This window comes from Nitrosomonas sp., from assembly GCA_016703745.1.
GTDB lineage: Bacteria > Pseudomonadota > Gammaproteobacteria > Burkholderiales > Nitrosomonadaceae > Nitrosomonas.
Genome location: JADJBK010000006.1, coordinates 1,304,495 through 1,324,063, shown reverse-complemented (window position 1 = coordinate 1,324,063; position 19,569 = coordinate 1,304,495). Strand labels below are relative to the sequence as shown.

The window sequence follows — 19,569 nt, the reverse complement described above, 5'->3', positions numbered from 1 at the left end:
ACTGCAGCAGAGATTAGCAGAATCAAGTCGGTGTGGCGGTTGGAATTAAACCGGAATTACACGATTACAAATCGTTTTATTCCCCAGTCAATCGACCAGGTTGTGCTTGATGGCATAACGAATCAATTCGCTGTTATTGGCCAGTTTGAGTTTTTCCATCAAACGGGCGCGATAAACGCTGACAGTTTTGGGGCTAAGACACATGGCGGCGGAAATGTCAGAAAGCGCCTTGCCTGCGGCGATCATGCAGAAGGTCTGGTATTCGCGGTCGGACAAGGTGGTATGCAGCGGCTGATCTGAGCCAGCTGTAATGGTATTGGCGAGTTCTTCCGCCAGTATTGGAGTAATGTATTTGTGGCCACTGGCCACCGTGCGGATGGCAGTTACCAGCTGCGCCGGTGCGCTTTGTTTGCTCAGGTAGCCGGATGCGCCACCCTTAAGCGCACGCAGCGCAAATTCACTTTCGTTGTGCATGCTTAACATCAGCACGGCCATGGATGGATATTCTTTCTTGATTTGTTTCAGTACTTCGATGCCGTTGCGGTCGGGTAACGAAATATCCAGCAAAATGACATCAAACTCAAACTGGCGTACCAGTTTGAGTGCCTGAAAACCACTTTCAGCCTCGCCCGTCACGCTGATATCCCCGGTTTCACTCAGAATCTGCTTCAGTCCCTGACGCACAATCGCGTGATCATCGGTAATCATCACCTTAATCATGCACACACCTTTTTATCATTCAGAATCAAAAGTATGCCACAGGTTTTCATTCTTGATGGAGTTAGTTTCCTCTATTCGCCAGTCGGGTTTCCATCGAGCGGAACATCAATTCTGACGCAGGTGCCGGTTCCTGCCTGCGCGTTGCCTTCGATGTGGAAGTGGCCACCGAGCTGTTGACAGCGCTCGCGCATCCCCCTGATACCAAACGAATTGAGTTTATCCCTATCGCTATCAGCCAGACCGCACCCATCATCTACCACCCGCATAAGAAACCAGTCCCCCGTTTCGCCCAGCTCAACCTGCACCATTGACGCCCGCGCATGCTTGCTGATATTGGTTAGCGCTTCCTGAAACATGCGAAAAACCGCGACGGCAAGATCACCATTGAGCGCAATATCATCATCTGAACAATCGACCTCACAGACAATACCAGTACGTTTGCTGAATTCGCGCGCCTGCCAGTGCACCGCCGCCACGATACCGCAATCGAGAATTCCAGGGCGCAGGTCAAGTGCGATACGGCGTGTGCTATCGATCAGCATATCCGTCAGCACTTCAATCGCCGCCGCCTTGTTGCGATAAAACATAGTGGTGCGCGGCTGATCATCCAGACAGGGCAGTAATTCGCATTTGATTGCGGTCAGCGTGCCGCCGATATCATCATGAATTTCACGGGCAATGCGCGCGCGTTCCTGCTCCTTGACCTTCTGTGAATAGGCGGCAAGCTCCGCCAGCTGCGCGCGCGAATGAGCAATCTCAATCTCGATCTGCTTGTTGCGCGTAATATTGAGCATGATCCCGTCCCATAACACTGCTCCCTGCTGTGTATAACGAGGTGTCGCGCGCAAACTGATCCATTTGACATCATCCTCATCCCCAATCTGCACTCGTCCTTCCCAGTTCCAGGCCGTCATGCGCAGGCGGGAATCCCGCATCGAGCAATCGTAACTGGCAAGATCATCTGCCACGATCAGCGCACCAAATTTATCCGGTTGGGACTGCAACTCATTCGGCAGCAGTCCCAACAAGGCTTTGGCCCCTTCGCTGACATACGGAAAGAAAATACGCTCATCCGGCTCCAGCACAAACTGAAATACCAGTCCGGGTAAGTTCGCAGCCAGCGCACGAAAGCGTGTTTCACTTTTCTCCAGCGCTAGCCGCGTCTGCTGAAAATCCAGCCAATGCGCACTTTGACGCAAACAACGTCGCACGACCGCGAGCAGTGCGCCATCAATTTCACTTAATACATCCTGCGCCCCCGCTTCAATCAAGCGTGAAGTTGCCGTCACATCGGGGCTCGAACGGGTCAGCACAATTAATGGCACGCCCGGCGCATGCATGGCTGCCAGCGCCAGCGCCCGTTCAGCATCTGAATCCGGCTGATGATCTGCCAGCAAGAGATCCCATGACCGGGATAGCAGCCGTTCGGCCAGTTGAGCCTGATTCGCCATCCGTTCGATGGTCACGGTCATGTTTGCTTGAGCAAACAAGGCATCAATATCATGCGACGTTTGCTCTTCATGCCCGATTATCAGCATGGTCACTGGTTTAGTCATAAAAAATCCCAACAGTTTCTGATGGTTGTGAATAGGTGAATTGAATTTTTTTCCATTACACTTCTGCGGCCTGCGAAGTTTCCGGATGCCTGGGTTGCTGTGTCTTTAGTTATTATTTCCCCCTATCGACAATGGCTGCACATAACCCGTCAGTTCCAGATAGCCGCGTCCGACTGGTTTGCCATCACGTTCAAGCGTGACCGCTCCCTCCCAGTAGACCGCGCCGATGGACGCGCGGGAGTCCAGCTCCTGGTCATCCATGAGCGGAGTGAGCTGCCAGGTGGTTTCGCCCGTCCTGATCGTCATGGCCACTGGATAATCGGCCTGAGTATGTGGAGAACGCCAGCGCCGCCGTGGCTGGATATGCACATCGTCCGGCGCAAAGGTGGTCGTGCGTCCGTGAGCATCGCGCCATACCGCATGTGCCCAGATTTTCGCACCATCCTTGCTGCGTATCTGAAAAGCCATCAAGGCGCCTCCATCGTCCAGATTGGCGCCTGCCCAGTCCCACCCAACCGCGTTGGCATCAAGCAGCGCACTGGACCATTCATGATCGAGCCAGGCGGTGCCAGAAATGGCGATTGGCTTGCCGTTGCGGGTAAGGGTGCCTGTTACCTGCAGATGGGGCTCGCTATAGTAATAACTGGCCTGCTCCATTTTGGGTCCCTTGCGCGAAAAACCCTGTTCACCCTGTAACAGCAAGGGTTGAGTCGGCAGAAACGTCAGCTCCAGGGCAAAATCCGCCGCCTGGACGGCTGTCTGGTAACGCCCGTCGGTTTCGCGCCTGAAAAACCAGTCATCGAGTTTGACATCGGTATTGCCGGTACGGGCATACACCAGATCAAACCCTGCGCGCCTGATCCGCTGGTCGTGCAGCAGACTGTCCAGCCTGGGATCGGAAAGCGCCGCATGCGCGATGATCAGTTGTCCGGGTGCGAAGCGGCTGGGGTTATGTTGACTGGCCTGAGTTGCAATCCGAAAGAAGGTGACCTGAAAACCGAGTTTCTGGCCTTCTGCCGTTTGCAGCCAGCCCGTTGTGTACCACCATTCCATCCGGAAATCGGGGTGCGCGCCAAAATCCCGTGGAAAAACCATCGCATATCCTGGCGTGACAGGTGAGAACGAATCTCCGGCGGCCAGCAGCGGATGGCCAGTCAGCAACAAAACCAGCAACAGTAATGAACGCATCACCAGTCCTCCTTGACCGCACGCACCGCATCACGGGAGATGGCCGGTTTGCTTGCCTGATAAACGCTGAACATGGCTGCGCCCAGCATGGCCAGCGCCATGATCGCAAGCCATGTCCAGGGGAGATGCAGCTGCATCGTCCAGCGGAAAGACTGCGGGTTGATCACGAATACCAGTATCAGGCTGATGGTGACCCCGAGCATAAACCCCATGCTGATTCCAAAACCGGTCAGCAGACCACCTTCCGCGAGCAGCATGTGGCGAATCTGCCGTCGTGTGAGACCAATATGAGACAACATGCCAAACTCACGGATTCTGGTCAGCGCCTGAGCGGAGAAACTGGCTGCCACGCCCAGCAGGCCGACACCAACCGCGATCAGTTCCAGCAGATAGGTGACGGCAAAGCTGCGGTCAAACAGCGCCAGGCTGATCTCGCGAATTTCATTTTGAGGTGAGATTTTCAGGTTCTCCCCAAAGGGCAGGGCATGCAGATTTTTGATGATTTCATTGATCTCCACTCCGTCTTTTGCCCATATCGCGGCATCGCCGATATGCCTGTCGCCCGTCAGTCTGCGGTAATCATCAAGCTGCATCTGAATCGCGCCAAACTGACGCCCATAGTCGCGCCACACACCCGCAACGATAAAAATCTGCGCAGGGTCGCCAAGCGGCAATCTGACCTCCCGCCCCACGGTAAACTGATACAGATCCACCATCGCTTCCGATACCCAGATCGGTATCGCATCCTTCAGCCAGGCTGCTCGCGGCAGCGCCGCATCGGTCATCGGCAGGGTATGGGCGGGCTGATGCGCATCAATCGGACGCGCGATCAAAGTGATCATGGGTCTGTCTGGATCCAGTAAAACGGGTTGGGAACGCATCAGATCAATACGTTCGATACCGGCTATCGATGTGAGCAATTGTTGTTCCTCCGGCGTAAACCCGCGCACATCCTGGCGAATGACCGTGCGCACATAAATATCCGCTGGCAACACATGAGTCAGCCAATTTTCGACAGACAGGCGGAAACTCATCACCATAATTGCCATGGCCACCATCAGGCTGAAGCTCGCCAGTATTCCGCCCAGCGCAATCGCGGCCAGGCCGGATGCGTTGGAGAGCCGGGCAAACACCAGGGTACGCACGACACCTTTCGGATAACGCGCAGTCCACTTCGACAATTGCGCAAAAAACGCGCCCGCCAGCCAGGGCAGCAAAGCCACCCCGCCAATCAGCAACAGGACGACCGCCAGATAACCAAATACCGGCAGTTCACCCACGGGTGGCAGGCGCACAAAGAGCGCCGCTAACAGCAGGCACCCTCCTGCCAGCCACGGAAACCGTAACACGGCGAGCGCCTCGCGCTCGCTACCCGATTTCAGCGTAACGGCCAGTTGCGTTCGTGTTGCTTCCCATGCGGGCAGAAGGCTGCCGAGCAGCGTGACGCCGACCCCGGCCACGAAATAAAACAGAGCCGCCACGGGGCTGAAATGGAGAGCGGGCGTCATCCCAGCAAAAAAACCGGCGCCGAGATCCGCGCCATAGAAGCGTAATCCGATTGCGGCGATTCCATAGCCGAGCGCCAGCCCCAACAAGGCGCCGACCGTGCCAAGCAGCCCGCCTTCCAGCAACAACTGGCGCAATATCTGCTGGCGTGTCATGCCCAATACCTGCAGCAGTGCAATCTGGGCGCGCCGCCGCACGGTGGCCAGCACCTGGCTGGCAAATACGAGAAATGCGCCGGTAAATAACGCAACCAATGCCAGTATGTTGAGGTTGACACGATAGGCGCGTGACAGGTTATGCACGCGGGCATCCTGATTCGTACCTTCCACCAGCAGAAAATGATCGCCCAGCTGTTTGGCCAGTTTGGCCTTGAAAGTAGCGAGATTGACGCCTGTATGCAGTTTGAGCTCGATGCGCGACAGCAATCCGGCATAATCGAAATGCCACTGCGCCGCCCCGATATCCATCACACCGACACGTTGTCCGGCAGGCGCGCGCACCAGTCCACCAGCCACGCGCAGGGTGACTTGTTTCCCGCCCAGCGCCAGCGTCAGCTTGTCTCCTTCCTGTATCGCCAGCCATTCCATTGCGGCAGGGGACAGGAAAATGCCATCCTCAGACAACGTATCAAACTGGCGATCCGCTGCTGGTATTCCCAGCAGATCCGGCGTAATGGCCGCTGCCCGAAAAATATCCAGGCCAATAATTTTCAATTCCGGGCTACGCAGCGCCTCCTGATAGTCGGGAATACCGGCCATGATTTCCAGCATCGGACTGGCCTGCGCCACTTCCGGCAGTTGCAGGATTTCCGGAAAACGTAATTCGTCAAAAGCGGGCTGAGCCGCGACTACCGTTAAATCTGACATGCCCGTGAGGCTTTTGCTGGCAGCGGAAAATTCATTGACCGCCGCCGTATTGATCAGATGAATGGAAAATCCCAGCGCGACTCCCAGCATGATGGCAACGACCGCAACCAGCAGCTGCAACCGGCGTGCCCGCCATTCGCCCAGCAGCAGCCAGCGTGATAGCAATGAGCCGCTCATCGGGATGTTTCCGTCAGACCATCGCCCGTCAGCATCAACAATTTGTCCGCAGTCGCCGCTGCCGCAGGGGAATGTGTCACGAGAATAGCTGAGGCATTATTTGCCTTGATTTCCGCCCGAATCAACTGCAGAATTTCCTGTGCGGTGTCAGGGTCCAGATTGCCAGTCGGTTCATCGGCGAGAATCAAGCGTGGACGATGCACCAGCGCGCGTGCAATAGCCACCCGCTGCAATTCTCCGCCGGATAGCTGGTACGGAAAGGCATGCCCCCTCTCGCCGAGTCCGACTGCGGCGAGCATGGCAGCGGCGCGATCAAGCGGCATATGATTCAACAGCAGGGGCAGGGAGACGTTCTGCCATAGCGTCAAATGCGGCAGTACATGAAACGCCTGGAAAATGAACCCCAGATATTTGCGGCGCAGCTCGGTAGCAGCCGTTTCATTGCTGGCAGTCAGAATCTGGCCATTCACAAAAATTTCACCCTTATCCGCTCCATCCAGCCCGGCAATCAGATTGAGCAGCGTGGATTTGCCCACACCCGAATCCCCCATGATTGCGACATATTCACCGGCTGCAAGTGTAAAAGACAAGTCTGCAAGCACCTTGCGGTGGGCATAAGCCTTGCTGATAGCGCGTAATTCCAGAATAGGCATAGTCATCATGATAAGGATTGTAGCGTAATGATCATGGATTCAGCATGATATGGATAGGGATTCACGATGAACTTGCCACTTGCCCGCCAAGTCCAACGCTGCTGGATAATCTATCCATATGCTGACGCTGCGTGATGATGTGCTCGCCTATCGACAGGGATAGCAAGAAAAATTTCAAAATAAGGGAGAAGACATTGAGCCAATATACAATCTTCAGTGACTCAACAGGCGAGTTCGAAGCCATCAAGGCGGGCTGGTCCTGGCCTGCCTTTTTTTTCAATGTTATCTGGGCGCTGACCAAAGGAATGTGGGTGCTGGTTGTGGCCATCCTGCTGCTATTCCTGATAGCAGGCATGTTCGTGCGCATGACCCACGGCGACATCATGTGGACCAACGGGTTATCCTTGGTAGTGAGTCTTCTCATGGGCGCAACGGCTAATTCGCTGCAGGCAAAAAAACTGGCAACCTACGGATTTGAGCCGATTGCCACGGTGTCTGCCAACAGTCCCGAACAAGCGATTACACGCTACCTGGAACACAACCGGCAGGCTGCCGGGTAATCCTTTACTTCAACCCTTTCCCCTGCCGGGCACGCTGGTCAAGCTCGCGCAGGTGCGCCAGCTTTTCCGCTATTTTCGCTTCCAGCCCATGATGGGTGGGCTGATAAAACGGCACGGGCGGCATGCCCTCGGGCAGGTAATTTTCCGCCGCCGCGTATCCTTCAGGTTCGTCATGCGCGTAGCGGTAGCCTTGCCCGTGTCCCAGGTCGCGCATCAGTCTGGTTGGTGCGTTGCGTAAATGGAGGGGAACCGGTCGGGACGTATCCTGCGCAATCAGTTTGCGGGCTTTCTGGTAAGCCAGATAGGCCGCATTACTTTTGGGAGCGCTGGCCAGGTAGAGCGTGACCTGCGCAAGCGCCAGCTCGCCTTCGGGGCTGCCCAGCCGTTCGTAGACCGCGCTGGCATCGAGCGCCATCGGCAGCGCGCGCGGATCGGCCAGCCCGATATCTTCCATAGCGGTGCGAATCAGGCGGCGGGCCAGGTAGCGTGGATCAGCGCCCGCATCGAGCATGCGGCACAGCCAGTACAGCGCCGCATCCGGAGAAGAACCACGAATGGATTTGTGCAGCGCTGAAATCTGGTCATAGAACAGATCCCCGCCTTTGTCGAACCCACGGGAGTGACGCGCCAGCACGTTTTGCAGAAAATCAGCATCGATTAGCGCTTTGTTTTCGATTTGCGCGGCGTGGATGGCCTGTTCGAGCAGGTTCAGCAGTCGGCGGGCATCGCCATCAGCAAACTCGACCAGCAGCTCGCTGGCTGCTTCGGTAAAAGGTTGATCTGCAGCGCAAGTGTGTTGCGCACGTGCCAGCAACTGCCCGAGTTCCTCATGGGATAAGGCCGTCAGCGCATAGACCTGTGCGCGTGACAGCAATGCCCGGTTAACTTCAAACGAGGGATTTTCGGTGGTGGCGCCGATGAACGTGATCAGCCCCTGTTCCACGTGCGGCAGAAAGGCATCCTGCTGCGCCTTGTTGAAACGGTGCACTTCATCGACGAACAGAATCGTTGGCCGGTCTGACTGTTGCTGGGTCAGGCGAGCCTGTTCAATGGCTTCGCGGATTTCCTTAACACCGGACAGCACGGCTGAAATTGCAATGAATTCAGCCGCGAAGGCTCGCGCCATCAGCCGCGCCAATGTGGTCTTGCCGGTGCCGGGCGGGCCCCACAGAATCATCGAATAAGGTTGGCCGGATTGAAAGGCAATCCAAAGCGGCTTGCCCGGCGCAAGCAGGTGAGACTGGCCGATGACCGCCTCCAGGGATGACGGGCGCAGCCGTTCCGCCAGCGGAGCATGGGAGTGTTGCCCGCTGGCTCGCTCAGTCACGGATGATGTCCACGCCCGCAGGCGGAGTGAACTGGAACAGGTCATCCGGCAGCGCCGGGTTGTGCTCGGTTTGCGAGAAGATCAACCAGGTGAGTTGCCCCAGATTATCGCGCAGTATCATTTCGCGCAGCTCTCCTGTGCGAGAAAACCCCAGACGGATCAGCTCGAATGACGTGTCTTCGCTTTTGGAACTGGCTTCCAGCCATTCAAGTTCCCCTTGCGCCTCGATTTCCTGCAGATCAAAATCCTGTTCAATTGTTTTCCCCCCCGCCAGCAGCGCGGCTGGCGTGCTGCCGAGGGTAATATCCAGCTTGCGTGCCGTGACCTGTTCGAGATCCTGGTCATAAAACCAGACCTGCTCGCCATCTCCCACGATCAGCTGCTGATAGGGCGTGTCATAACTCCAGCGAAACTTGCCGGGGCGCGCAAACAACATGCTGCCACCGGATTTCTGAAGGACCCGGAAGTTTTGATCCAGCAGGGTTTGTGAAAATCCGGCGCGGAAGGTCTGCACCTTGTCCACAAAATTTTTAAGACTGGCAACAGCGGCAGCGGGTACCTGCGATGAAAACAGACTCAGCAGGAAAGCGGTGATAATCAGTAAAGAGCGGATCATAATGGCCTGGTTTGATGAGGAGGTTAAAGGATCAGTCGTCCCGTTTCGGTGCCAGCACTTCGCGGTTGCCGTTACTCTCCATGCTGGAAACGATACCGGCGCGTTCCATTTCTTCAATCAGCCTGGCAGCGCGGTTGTAGCCGATGCGCAACTGGCGCTGCACCAGCGAGATTGAAGCGCGGCGGGTCTTGATGACGATGCTGACCGCCTCATCGTACAAAGGATCAGTTTCTCCTCCGCCGGACTGACCACCGTTACTGTTCTCGCCTGCATCTTCTTCCACATCGGCTGCCTGCAGGATATCGTCGAGGTAACAGGCTTCGCCATGCTCCTTGAGATATTCGACCACCTTATGCACTTCATCATCGGCGACAAAAGCGCCGTGAATACGTTGCGGGTGGCCGCTGCCAGGCGGCAGATACAGCATGTCTCCCTGTCCCAGCAGGGCTTCCGCGCCCATCTGGTCGAGAATGGTGCGCGAATCGATCTTGCTGGAAACCTGAAAGGCGATCCGGGTCGGAATATTTGCCTTGATGAGACCGGTGATGACATCCACGGAGGGGCGTTGCGTGGCCAGCAGCAGATGAATGCCTGCCGCGCGCGCTTTCTGCGCCAGCCGGGCGATCAGTTTCTCGACCTTTTTGCCGACGATCATCATCAAATCGGCGAGCTCATCGATGACCACCACGATCAGCGGCATGTCTTCCAGCAATTCCGGCGATTCCGGCGTGATGCTTAACGGATTGGTCAGCGCGGCTTCATTTTTGATGGCATCCCGTATTTTCTGGTTATAGCCCGCAAGGTTACGCACACCCAATGCCGACATCAGCTTGTAGCGGCGCTCCATCTCGCTAACACACCAATTGAGCGCGTTAGCGGCATCACGCATATCGGTGACTACCGGAGTCAGCAGGTGCGGAATGCCATCATAGACGGACAGCTCCAGCATTTTGGGGTCGATCAGGATGAGGCGAACCTCCTCTGGCGTGGCCTTATAGAGCAGACTCAGAATGACAGCATTGATGGCGACCGATTTCCCCGAGCCGGTCGTACCGGCAACCAGGGCATGGGGCATTCTGGCCAGATCGGAAACCACCGGTTTACCGCTGATATCCTTGCCCAGCGCAATGGTCAGCGGCGAAGCATGGTCAGCGTAAACCCGGGAGGCAAGAATCTCATGCAGACGAACTATCTGGCGCTTGGGGTTGGGGATTTCCATGCCCATCGTCGATTTGCCGGGAATGGTCTCGACCACGCGAATGCTGGCCACAGTGAACGCGCGCGCCAGATCCCTGACCAGATTAACAATCTGGCTCCCCTTGACGCCCACTGCCGGTTCGATCTCATAACGGGTGATCACCGGGCCGGGATAAGCGGCCACCACTTTTACCTCCACGCCAAATTCCTTCAGCTTGCGCTCAATCAGGCGTGAGTTTGATTCCAGCATGTCGCTCGATAGCAACAGCACCTGTTTTTCGGGTTCATCCAGCAGCGCGAGCGGAGGCAGGGGAGAATCAGCCGTATCGAACAAAGGCAACCGGGTTTTTTCCTTATTACCGCGTGCGGGTTTTGGGATTTCGGTTTCCGGCAGGTCAATGCGCAGTGTGGGCTGGGCGAGGGGCTGATCTTTAAATGTTTCCAGCAAAGTGTCAGCCGGGTCAGCCGGAATGGCCGCTACCCGATTCATGCGCCGGTCACGCCAGCGATCCCAGTAAGCCAGAATCGAAGCGCCTGCCCATTCTATTGTGGCGCCAATGCGTTCCGACAGTTTCACCCAGGAAAGACCGGTAAACAGACTCAACCCGATAGCGAACAGAATCACCAGCCCCAGCGTCGCGCCGGTAAATCCGAGCAACATAGCGGCATAGCGGCTGAGCACCTCACCGAGCATACCGCCGGGCGCAAGCGGCAGCGACACTTGCAGCGTGTGAAAGCGCAATGACTCGATACCGCTGCTGGCAACGAGCAGGGTGAAAAATCCGGTAAACGCCACCGCAAGCGTGCGGGGATCAAGCACATGGGCTATATCGATACGGCGGTAACTCCACCAGAGCGCCGCCAGAAAGAACGCCACCCACCACCAGGCGGAGACGCCAAACAGATAAAACAGCAAATCCGACAACCAGGCGCCCGCCGCCCCGCCGGTATTACTGGTCTGCGCCCCCACGGCGCTGCGCGACCACCCCGGATCGGTCAGATCAAAGCTGATAAAAATCAGCACCAGATAAAGCGCAATCCCGCCCAGCACCAGCGCAATGGCTTCGCGCAATAACCGGCTGATTTGGGGCGGAAGTGGCGAACCGGCCGGTTTTTTCGCCATCGATTTATTGATGAAACTCATGGGAGGCGGCTAACAAGGCTAACAATCATGGTGGACGGGTAACGCGACAAGCGCCCTGATTCAGGATGCGAGCGTGGTGGAAACACAATCATCTGCGAACAAAGAACGGGAAAACACCAGTTTAACCGATTTTTCAGGTAATCAGTCCGGGTATGCATGTCGTTGAAACGGCTTCGTGGTTTCCGCGCTCCGCGCATCCCGCCACGCTATGAGTTAATGATGGGTATAGAAAACCCGGTTTTTTAACCCTATCCCTCTTAACGTGATAAGAAAATGCGTTTTTTATACATGTTATGTGTGAAATGTTGAACTTTTGACGCAGATAGCTAGATTACTTTAGGACGCCTCTAAAAATCCAATTTTGCGAGCAGCCGCTTGGCGACTTGCCTGCTTACCCCGTTTCGGCACAATACGGCGTTATTCGAAAAAAATTATCGCTTACATATAAACTATATGCCGCGCTCAAATTTTTTACTCGTGCCTTGCCTTGCTTGGAAACTTGAATTTTTAGAGGCACCCTTCAGATGATGAACAAAGCGAAAACCCGGCGCCGCCAATCCATTTGCCAACGTAAGTTCGCCGCGCTGGAATAAACTCTGACACGGCAGGGTGAATGGCAACTTGCTCAGATATAATGCCGATATGGAACGTATTCAGTTAATTAACCCAGATCGTATTACTTGGTGTTGTGCCGACCACGGCATAACACCGGGTGAACTTGCGACAGAACTGGGCATCGCAGTAACCAGCATGGAGCGCGTCATGGCGGGTGAAGGCATGACGTTCAATCAGTTGCGCAAAGTTGCCGAGTATTTTGGACGGGGAGTTTTATTCTTTCTTGAAAATGAGCCGGTCGATGAAGTGCAAGTGCATACGCCACAGTTCCGCACCTTAGCCAATCAGAAGCCGGAGTTGTCTGCAAAGCTCAAAACGCTGATCGAACGAGTAGAAAAGCAGCGGGAGGTATACTTAAGCCTGCGCGAAGACCTGGATGACGCTGACCGGCCACGATTTAGTCCACCAGACTTGCCCCGACAGTATCCGCGCGAGTCGGCTCTAATCGCACGCCAATGGCTTGGTCTCGGTGATCAGAATAAATTTGATTCCTACCGCGAAGCGATCGAAGCGCAAGGTGTATTGGTTTTTCAAAGTAACGGCTACAACGGCAAGTGGCAAATTGCCAAGCAAAGTCCGATTCTCGGTTTTGTCCTGTACGACTCGACCTGTCCGGTGATTGTAATCAAGAAACAGGCCTGGGAGTCCCAGCAGTCGTTCACGCTCATGCACGAGTTGGGTCACTTGCTGCTGCACAAGACCAGTTCGATTGATGACGAACGTGACTTGCAGTCCTATCAAGGCCAAGAGCGTGATGCCAATGCCTTTGCTGGACATCTCTTGGTCCCGGATTCTTTTCTGGCAAGCATCCGAGATGCAGAACGGCCCAATGATGCATCTCAATACGATGAGTGGCTTGCGCAGCCACGCAAGGCATGGGGCGTGAGTGGCGAAGTGATTTTGCGCCGGCTACTGGATGCAGGCCGCTTGCCACAAGGTCAATATGATGCCTATAGGCAATGGCGGGCGCGGTCGGTAACTGCACAAAAAAATGGTGGGAATCGGGAATACCGACACAGAGAGCCCGAGCATATTTTTGGTGATACGTTTGTACGGACGGTACTGGGCGCGCTGTACGCGCGTCATATTACACTGGCCAAGGCGAGTAGCTATCTCGATAGTCTGAAGATCAAAGACCTGCATCAGTTGAAACGCCACTATGCAGGTCTTTGATGCTTCATCCATGATTTACGCATGGGATAATTACCCAGTGCGTCAGTTTCCAGGATTGTGGGAATGGATGGTAGCAGAGATTGAAAAAAAGAGACTGGTAATGCCAGGCGTGGCATTTGAAGAAGTGGAAAACAAAACACCAGATTGTGGAGAATGGCTTATAGACAACAATCTGAAGCAACTGGCGATCAGCAGCTCTATTCTACGAGATGCCGTGAAGATTAAGGGATTGCTTGGCATTGTAGGCGATAACTATCATCCCAAAGGAGTTGGGGAAAACGACATTCTTATAATTGCCGCAACACGCGCCCATAGGGCCGAATTGGTCTCAGAAGAGGCGCGACAACCTATGCAGCCTCAAGAGCTTTCCAAAAGAAAAATTCCAGCAGTGTGTAACATGGCAACAGTTTCTGTTCCGTGTATCAACTTCCTTGAATACATCAGGCGTTCAGAAGAAATTTTTCGGTAGTTTGTGATGCTACGCAAAGAGTTGCAGGTGAACGAAATCGGAATTATATATGCTGAAGCCTCTAGCAAGTCGGTGGCGTTTTGCCACCGACTTAAATACAAGTCTCTAACCAATGCAGGCTTGCCACCAGTTGAAATTTCTATCCACTTAACAGGATAAGCAACAGTGGACGAAGCCGGCATCCGCGCCGAATATATCGACCACGAGCTGGCAGCTTTGAAAAAAATCCTGTCGCACCCAGCCTTCAGCGGTTATTGATCGGTTCGGGCAGGTTGTAGCTAAAAAGAGACAACTTGCCTGTTATGCCAAAGGATTATCTTGTCTGCCAGTTGGAACGGGTGCAGAATGCGCAAATCTGACAGGAAAAATTTCGGAGCGCTTCTTGAAAATTCAGAAACAGTGGAACAGGCAGGCCATCCTCCCCGGAGGCGAGCCAGCGTGGATTTTTAGAAATACCCTTCAGTTTCCCGCCCGGATAACCGTTATCAGCTCCAGTTTGTTATTTTTTTATGCATTTGCATTGATTTTTGTCATTGTCATGCTACCGTTGTTACGGCAAACTGGATCGATAAAGTTGCTTTATTCCATCAATTACCAGCAGTTCTGTGTTCTACACTTGCTCGTCGCTACAGAAGTATCACCCGGAAGGGCAGGTGTATCGCATGTGTTTTTTTTAATGTCAACCTAAGAAAGGAAATTATTTATCATGGCTATTACAGTGCAAGAAAGAGATCAGGTTCTGAAGATCGTAGCAGGATTGTTTAACGGCGCCCCCGGCGGCGCGTTTCTGAGTGATTTTTCAGCTGCGGTGGAAGCAGGCATGACTCTGTCCGAACTGGCCAGAGCCCTTGCTGCTACCAATGAATTCAAGCAGGACATCATGGGCGGTAAAGTCACGGTTGAGCAACAAGTCGCCGTGCTGATGAACCACTTTGGAGTGGTGGCGGATGATGTCGAAGGCAGCGCGGCCAGTCAGGCGCACGCCTTCTTCACCGACTCCGTCAATGCTAAAGTGGATTTCGGTGATATCGTCTACACCGCCGTTGTGTTCCTCGAAAACGACACCTCGGCAGAATTTGCCCCTTTCAGGGACATGTTGAATAACAAGGCTGCGGTCGCCGTCGCGCATGCGGAAAATAGCACCACCATCGCCAGCGTGGCCGCCGGTCAGGTAATTCTCGCCGGCGTGACCAGCGAAGGCCCTTCCACCCCGGAAGAAATCGCTGAGCATCTTGCTGGTGTATCAGGCGGCACATCGACATTTGTGCTCACCACGAGTGCGGACACCGTTACCGGCACTGCCGGCAATGACACCATTAACGGCAATACCGCTGACACCTGGACTGGTTTTGACGCCATTGACGGTGGTGCCGGTACCGACACTATGAATGTGCTGCTGACCGGCACGGCGGTTCCGGGTGCTTCCACCATCACTGGCGTTGAAAACCTGAACATCAACACCTCTGGTGCTGGCTTCACCATCGACACCACATCTTACACCGGCCTGACTGCCGTGAAAGTGGCATCTTCCGCAACCGGTGCAATCAGCGTGACTGGCGCAACCACGACCGCCGCTTCAGTGGTGGGTACTGGTGCTAGTAAGGTGGATGTGATTGGTACGGGCGGTGCGCTGTCCATTACGACTGGCGCAGCTGCTGTTAAAGTGGGTCAGACCGCCGCCGTCAACGCACTGACTTCCGCCACCGTTGTGGGTGGCACCACCGTCGAGATTAGTGACAACAAGACTACTGCCCAGGCCGATGGCACCACGCTGACCACCGTGTCCCTGAAGGGCAACACGGGCGCAGCCACTCTGAATACCGACGGCCTGACCACCCTGGCGCTGACCAACAACACACAGAATGCCACCGTGAGTGCCATTGCTGGCACTCGCGCACTGACTCTCAACCTCGACGGCGCAACGGGTGGCACTATTGCTGACGCTGAGGCAACGACGCTAAATGTGAATGCGACGGGTACGAAGTCGAGCGGAGTGACACTGAATGCGGCCAAAGCGACTACGGTTGCCGTTGATTCCGTCGTTGACCTTACGGTTGCCGATGTAAATATTGCTGCCGCAACGGGACTCACCATCGCTGGCGAGGGCAAGACCACGATCTCCGCAACTTCGACTGTGACCGCGCTGACTTCGATCGACGCATCGGCCAACACCGGCGGTGCAATCATCACTCCGGCCCTGGGCACTGGTGTTGCCTTCACCGGCGGTACAGGTGCTGACACCGTGTCCATCGCTGCAGCAGGAACCAAGACGATCGCAATGGGCGGTGGCGATGATACAGTTACCTACGGCGGTGCACTGGGTACCGGTGGTTCCATCGACGGTGGCGAGGGCACTGACACCATCGCGATGACAGCTGCTGCTGCCGTGACGGCGACAGGATCCACCACTTTTGCGGGGACTGTGAGCGGCTTCGAAGTGTTGGAACTGAACGCTGCGACCGGCGCTGCTGCTGCCATCAACTTGGCCAACGCTGACGGTATTAATTCGCTGACCATAAACGGCGCGACTGTTGGTGCGTTAACCGTAACTGGCGCTGCTGCTGGTTTCACCTTGACGCAAAAGGCGCTAACATCTTTTGCATCCAGCGTTGCGCTGGCATCCGATGTCGGTACTAACGACACGGTGAACCTGGCATTTAAAGCAAATGACGGTTTTACCAACACTGCGGCATTTACCATCGCCAACGTCGAAAACCTGGTGATCACCACAGCCGACACGGATACGGTTGCGCAAACTGCCCAGTTTGTGGCTCCGATTACGGCTGCTGCTGCGGTGAATGTGACTGTTTCCGGCGACACCGGCGTGAATCTGACCGGCCTGACCGCGACGACCATTACCAACCTGGACGCAAGCGGTCTGACCAGCACGGTGGCTGCTGCAGGTGGTCTGACCTGGACAGCCGGCGCATTGGCTGCCGCAGCTACGATTTCTGGTAGTGCTGCCGCGACCAACACGGTGGATTTCTCGGCTGCAACCAAGGCTGTGACCTACACCGGCGGCACCGGCAACGATGCCATTACTGCTAATGTGACTGGCGACGTTGCTACCATCACTCTAGGCGACGGCGTCAACAGCGTTGCAGGCGGTACGGCAACCAAGGCACTGACCGTCACCGGCGGCGCAGGCGTGGATACCATCACGACCGGTGACGGCGCGGACGTCATCACGGCAGGTGCTGGCAACGATATTATCAGCAGCGGTAAGGGCCTCGACCAGCTCACCGGTGGTGCGGGTAACGATACGTTCAACATCGTGGCCAATACCAATGGCAATATCTTCGCGACCATTACCGATGCCGCAGCCGGTGATATTCTTTCCTTTGCTGACAGTACAGGGTTTAATGCGACCCAGGTAACATTGGGTGATACCGCCGTGTTCCAGGATTTCCTGAATGAAGCGGCTAAGGGTAATGAGACTGAGAATTTGTCCTGGTTCCAGTTTGGCGGCAACACCTACGTGGTCGAAGATGTGAATGCTGGATCAAGCTTCGTCAACAACATCGACGAAGTTGTGAAGCTGGCAGGTGTTATCGACCTGAGCACTGCCACCTTCGCCGGTGATGCGCTGACCATCGCCTGATCTCTGGTGTAGCCCGTAGGTTGGGGTGAGCTTGCGAACCCCAACACAAACGTCAAACCAATCAAACCGCCCCTGGGAAACCGGAGGCGGTTTTTTTGTACGCCCAGCATGGGCACTCCTGCATAACGGTTGTGGTGTTGGGGTTCATGCTTCACCCCAACCTACGTTCTACGTTCTAACCAATGCCCGTAACTCTGTAGGTTGGGGTGAGCTTGCGAACCCCAACACAAACGTCAAACCAATCAAACCGCCTCTGGGGAACCGGAGGCGGTTTTTTTGTGCGCCCAGCATGGCGCACTCCTGCACAACGGTTATCGTGTTGGGGTTCATGCTTCACCCCAACCTGCGTTCTACGTTCTAACCAATGCCCGTAACTCTGTAGGTTGGGGTGAGCTTGCGAACCCCAACACAAACGCCAAACCAATCAAACCGCCCCTGGGAAACCGGAGGCGGTTTTTTTGTACGCCCAGCATGGGCACTCCTGCACAACGGCTGTGGTGTTGGGGTTCATGCTTCACCCCAACCTACGTTCTAACCAATGCCCGTAACTCGTAAGTCTGTCATGCGTTTGCCTCAATGAGGCTGTCATGATTTCAGGTTACTTTTGATGCTCGATACTTGTTTGTTATATGATAGCGATGTGAATATTTTGATTTCGATAGGGTTGAGGTGATAAATATGACAGATGATGAATTACGTGAAATTTTGGCCAATTTAGCGCTATCGCAGGCCAAGACGGATGCGCAGTTAGCCAAGACGGATGCCAAATTAAATAAATTAGCAGAGATGTATGGTGGTGTTGGTAATAATCAAGGGAAGGTTGCCGAAGAGTTTTATTACAATTCGCTTAAGCACAAGCTGCAACTCAACGGTATTGAATTTGATTTCATAGAAAAAAATATCACTCGCAGTAGAGGTGATATTGAGGAGGAATATGACTTGCTGCTGGTGAACGGCAAAGATGTGCTCATCATTGAAGTTAAATATTGCTTGCACCCCAAGGACATCACTCTTTTGGTAGGCCGGAAACAGACTAATTTTCTTAAATTGTTTCCGGAATATCGGGATTATAAAATTCATTTGGCATTAGCCAGTTTTTCGATGGAAGACGAGGTTAAGCGAATGGCATTAGAGCAAGGTGTGACACTTTTGCAGCGTCGGGGAGATATGATAGAAACCCTGGCGGCTTAACTTTTTTATAACGGCCGTACTGCGGATTCTCGAAAAAAGCCCGTGGGTTGGGGTGAGCTTGCGAACCCCAACACAAACGTCAAACCAATCAAACCGCCCCTGGGAAACCGGAGGCGGTTTTTTTGTACGCCCAGCATGGGCACTCCTGCACAACGGTTGTGGTGTTGGGGTTCATGCTTCACCCCAACCTACGTTCTAACCAACGCCCGTAACTCTGTAGGTTGGGGTGAGCTTGTGAACCCCAACACCAAACCAATCAAAATTAAAGAGGGTGGACCCCTTTTGATCTTATCGGCTATGTGGACGAAATTGACTAAAATTTTTATTGAGTGTAGCCTTTTGTCATGAGTAAACTGGACAGATTGAAGGAAGGCTGAAATTTCTTTTCATGAAAAAATGTTTTTTGCCGCGCTGGCTATTATTTTGGCATTGACAGGCTGGGCCTTTGAGAATTATTTGACTGTCAGTATATGGGTGCTGGTTTTGGTGATGTTCGGTCTGTTTTGTGCTATAGCTTTTGGTGTATGGAATTACAGACAGGTCAAGATATTATTATTGGAGATTGAAAATGTTGAATGATTTTCTATTTGGAATGATGTTGACAGGTTTTGTGGGTTTTATGGCTTGGCTCGCTTATGATGCATTTATGGATATAAGAAAGCGCAATAAACACCGCTAATTTTGTTTTTTCGCATCAGCCAGCGTAGCCCGTAGGTTGGGGTGAGCTTGCGAACCCCAACACAAACGCCAAACCAATCAAACCGCCCCTGGGAAACCGGAGGCGGTTTTTTTGTACGCCCAGCATGGGCACTCCTGCACAATGGTTGTCGTGTTGGGGTTCATGCTTCACCCCAACCTACGTTCTAACCAACGCCCGTAACTCGTAAGTCTGTCATGCGTTTGCCTCAATGAGGCTGTCATGATTTCAGGTTACTTTTGATGCTCGATACTTGTTTGTTATATGATAGCGATGTGAATATTTTGATTTCGATAGGGTTGAGGTGATAAAT

Annotated in this window: 14 protein-coding genes; 6 read left to right on the top strand and 8 right to left on the bottom strand. The window is 54.2% G+C overall.

Annotated features, from left to right (window positions below; genetic code table 11):
* Nucleotides 1-87: 87 nt before the first annotated feature.
* The 5 genes from IPG31_07320 to IPG31_07300 form a co-directional block, all read right to left on the bottom strand.
* Nucleotides 88-720, bottom strand: coding sequence for a response regulator transcription factor (locus IPG31_07320; GenBank protein MBK6618169.1), 633 nt, complete (start codon nt 718-720; stop codon nt 88-90).
* A 71-nt stretch (nt 721-791) separates the two neighbouring features.
* Entirely contained in the window at nt 792-2,258 is a 1,467-nt protein-coding gene (locus tag IPG31_07315) for a histidine kinase (GenBank protein MBK6618168.1), read from the bottom strand.
* Between the two features lie 123 nt (nt 2,259-2,381).
* On the bottom strand, nt 2,382-3,464 hold the full coding sequence (locus tag IPG31_07310; GenBank protein ID MBK6618167.1) for a carotenoid 1,2-hydratase: 1,083 nt from the start codon (nt 3,462-3,464) through the stop codon (nt 2,382-2,384).
* Nucleotides 3,464-6,013, bottom strand: a complete 2,550-nt coding sequence (locus tag IPG31_07305; GenBank protein ID MBK6618166.1) for an ABC transporter permease — start codon at nt 6,011-6,013, stop codon at nt 3,464-3,466. Before IPG31_07305 ends, IPG31_07310 begins: the two co-directional genes overlap by 1 nt.
* Nucleotides 6,010-6,675 carry an ABC transporter ATP-binding protein gene (locus IPG31_07300; protein ID MBK6618165.1) on the bottom strand — a complete coding sequence of 222 codons (666 nt, stop codon included), beginning with the start codon at nt 6,673-6,675 and terminating at the stop codon, nt 6,010-6,012. Before IPG31_07300 ends, IPG31_07305 begins: the two co-directional genes overlap by 4 nt.
* Before the next feature lie 185 nt (nt 6,676-6,860).
* Between IPG31_07300 and IPG31_07295 the strand changes: the two genes are divergently transcribed.
* Nucleotides 6,861-7,226, top strand: a complete 366-nt coding sequence (locus tag IPG31_07295; protein MBK6618164.1) for a DUF2628 domain-containing protein — start codon at nt 6,861-6,863, stop codon at nt 7,224-7,226.
* A gap of 4 nt (nt 7,227-7,230) precedes the next feature.
* Here the strand turns inward: IPG31_07295 and IPG31_07290 are convergent, their stop codons facing one another.
* Genes IPG31_07290 through IPG31_07280 form a run of 3 tightly spaced genes read right to left on the bottom strand, consistent with a single transcriptional unit; the run spans nt 7,231 to nt 11,510 of the window.
* On the bottom strand, nt 7,231-8,598 hold the full coding sequence (locus IPG31_07290; GenBank protein ID MBK6618163.1) for a replication-associated recombination protein A: 1,368 nt from the start codon (nt 8,596-8,598) through the stop codon (nt 7,231-7,233).
* The gene (lolA, locus tag IPG31_07285; GenBank protein ID MBK6618162.1) at nt 8,546-9,169 is read right to left on the bottom strand and encodes an outer membrane lipoprotein chaperone LolA; all 624 of its coding nucleotides are present in this window, start codon (nt 9,167-9,169) and stop codon (nt 8,546-8,548) included. The genes IPG31_07290 and lolA overlap by 53 nt, the downstream gene beginning before the upstream one ends.
* A 31-nt stretch (nt 9,170-9,200) precedes the next feature.
* Nucleotides 9,201-11,510, bottom strand: coding sequence for a DNA translocase FtsK 4TM domain-containing protein (locus IPG31_07280; GenBank protein ID MBK6618161.1), 2,310 nt, complete (start codon nt 11,508-11,510; stop codon nt 9,201-9,203).
* A 642-nt stretch (nt 11,511-12,152) separates the two neighbouring features.
* Here IPG31_07280 and IPG31_07275 point away from each other — a divergent pair.
* The 5 genes from IPG31_07275 (at nt 12,153) to IPG31_07255 (ending at nt 19,138) form a co-directional block, all read left to right on the top strand.
* A complete protein-coding gene (locus IPG31_07275) occupies nt 12,153-13,298 on the top strand; it encodes an ImmA/IrrE family metallo-endopeptidase (GenBank protein MBK6618160.1) in 1,146 nt (381 codons plus the stop codon).
* Nucleotides 13,285-13,767, top strand: a complete 483-nt coding sequence (locus tag IPG31_07270) for a DUF4411 family protein (GenBank protein ID MBK6618159.1) — start codon at nt 13,285-13,287, stop codon at nt 13,765-13,767. The genes IPG31_07275 and IPG31_07270 overlap by 14 nt, the downstream gene beginning before the upstream one ends.
* Nucleotides 13,768-14,473: 706 nt before the next feature.
* The gene (locus tag IPG31_07265; protein MBK6618158.1) at nt 14,474-17,368 is read left to right on the top strand and encodes a hypothetical protein; all 2,895 of its coding nucleotides are present in this window, start codon (nt 14,474-14,476) and stop codon (nt 17,366-17,368) included.
* Between the two features lie 678 nt (nt 17,369-18,046).
* A complete protein-coding gene (locus IPG31_07260) occupies nt 18,047-18,559 on the top strand; it encodes a hypothetical protein (GenBank protein MBK6618157.1) in 513 nt (170 codons plus the stop codon).
* Between the two features lie 396 nt (nt 18,560-18,955).
* On the top strand, nt 18,956-19,138 hold the full coding sequence (locus IPG31_07255) for a hypothetical protein (GenBank protein MBK6618156.1): 183 nt from the start codon (nt 18,956-18,958) through the stop codon (nt 19,136-19,138).
* The last annotated feature ends 431 nt before the right edge of the window (nt 19,139-19,569 follow it).

What these genes read in the sequence shown, in the direction of transcription:
- IPG31_07320 (MBK6618169.1), bottom strand. Translation starts at nt 720, where the DNA reads ATGATTAAGGTGATGATTACCGATGATCACGCGATTGTGCGTCAGGGA.
- IPG31_07315 (MBK6618168.1), bottom strand. Translation starts at nt 2,258, where the DNA reads ATGCTGATAATCGGGCATGAAGAGCAAACGTCGCATGATATTGATGCC.
- IPG31_07310 (MBK6618167.1), bottom strand. Translation starts at nt 3,464, where the DNA reads ATGCGTTCATTACTGTTGCTGGTTTTGTTGCTGACTGGCCATCCGCTG.
- IPG31_07305 (MBK6618166.1), bottom strand. Translation starts at nt 6,013, where the DNA reads ATGAGCGGCTCATTGCTATCACGCTGGCTGCTGCTGGGCGAATGGCGG.
- IPG31_07300 (MBK6618165.1), bottom strand. Translation starts at nt 6,675, where the DNA reads ATGATGACTATGCCTATTCTGGAATTACGCGCTATCAGCAAGGCTTAT.
- IPG31_07290 (MBK6618163.1), bottom strand. Translation starts at nt 8,598, where the DNA reads ATGACCTGTTCCAGTTCACTCCGCCTGCGGGCGTGGACATCATCCGTG.
- lolA (MBK6618162.1), bottom strand. Translation starts at nt 9,169, where the DNA reads ATGATCCGCTCTTTACTGATTATCACCGCTTTCCTGCTGAGTCTGTTT.
- IPG31_07280 (MBK6618161.1), bottom strand. Translation starts at nt 11,510, where the DNA reads ATGAGTTTCATCAATAAATCGATGGCGAAAAAACCGGCCGGTTCGCCA.
- IPG31_07275 (MBK6618160.1), top strand. Translation starts at nt 12,153, where the DNA reads ATGGAACGTATTCAGTTAATTAACCCAGATCGTATTACTTGGTGTTGT.
- IPG31_07270 (MBK6618159.1), top strand. Translation starts at nt 13,285, where the DNA reads ATGCAGGTCTTTGATGCTTCATCCATGATTTACGCATGGGATAATTAC.
- IPG31_07265 (MBK6618158.1), top strand. Translation starts at nt 14,474, where the DNA reads ATGGCTATTACAGTGCAAGAAAGAGATCAGGTTCTGAAGATCGTAGCA.
- IPG31_07260 (MBK6618157.1), top strand. Translation starts at nt 18,047, where the DNA reads ATGACAGATGATGAATTACGTGAAATTTTGGCCAATTTAGCGCTATCG.
- IPG31_07255 (MBK6618156.1), top strand. Translation starts at nt 18,956, where the DNA reads ATGTTTTTTGCCGCGCTGGCTATTATTTTGGCATTGACAGGCTGGGCC.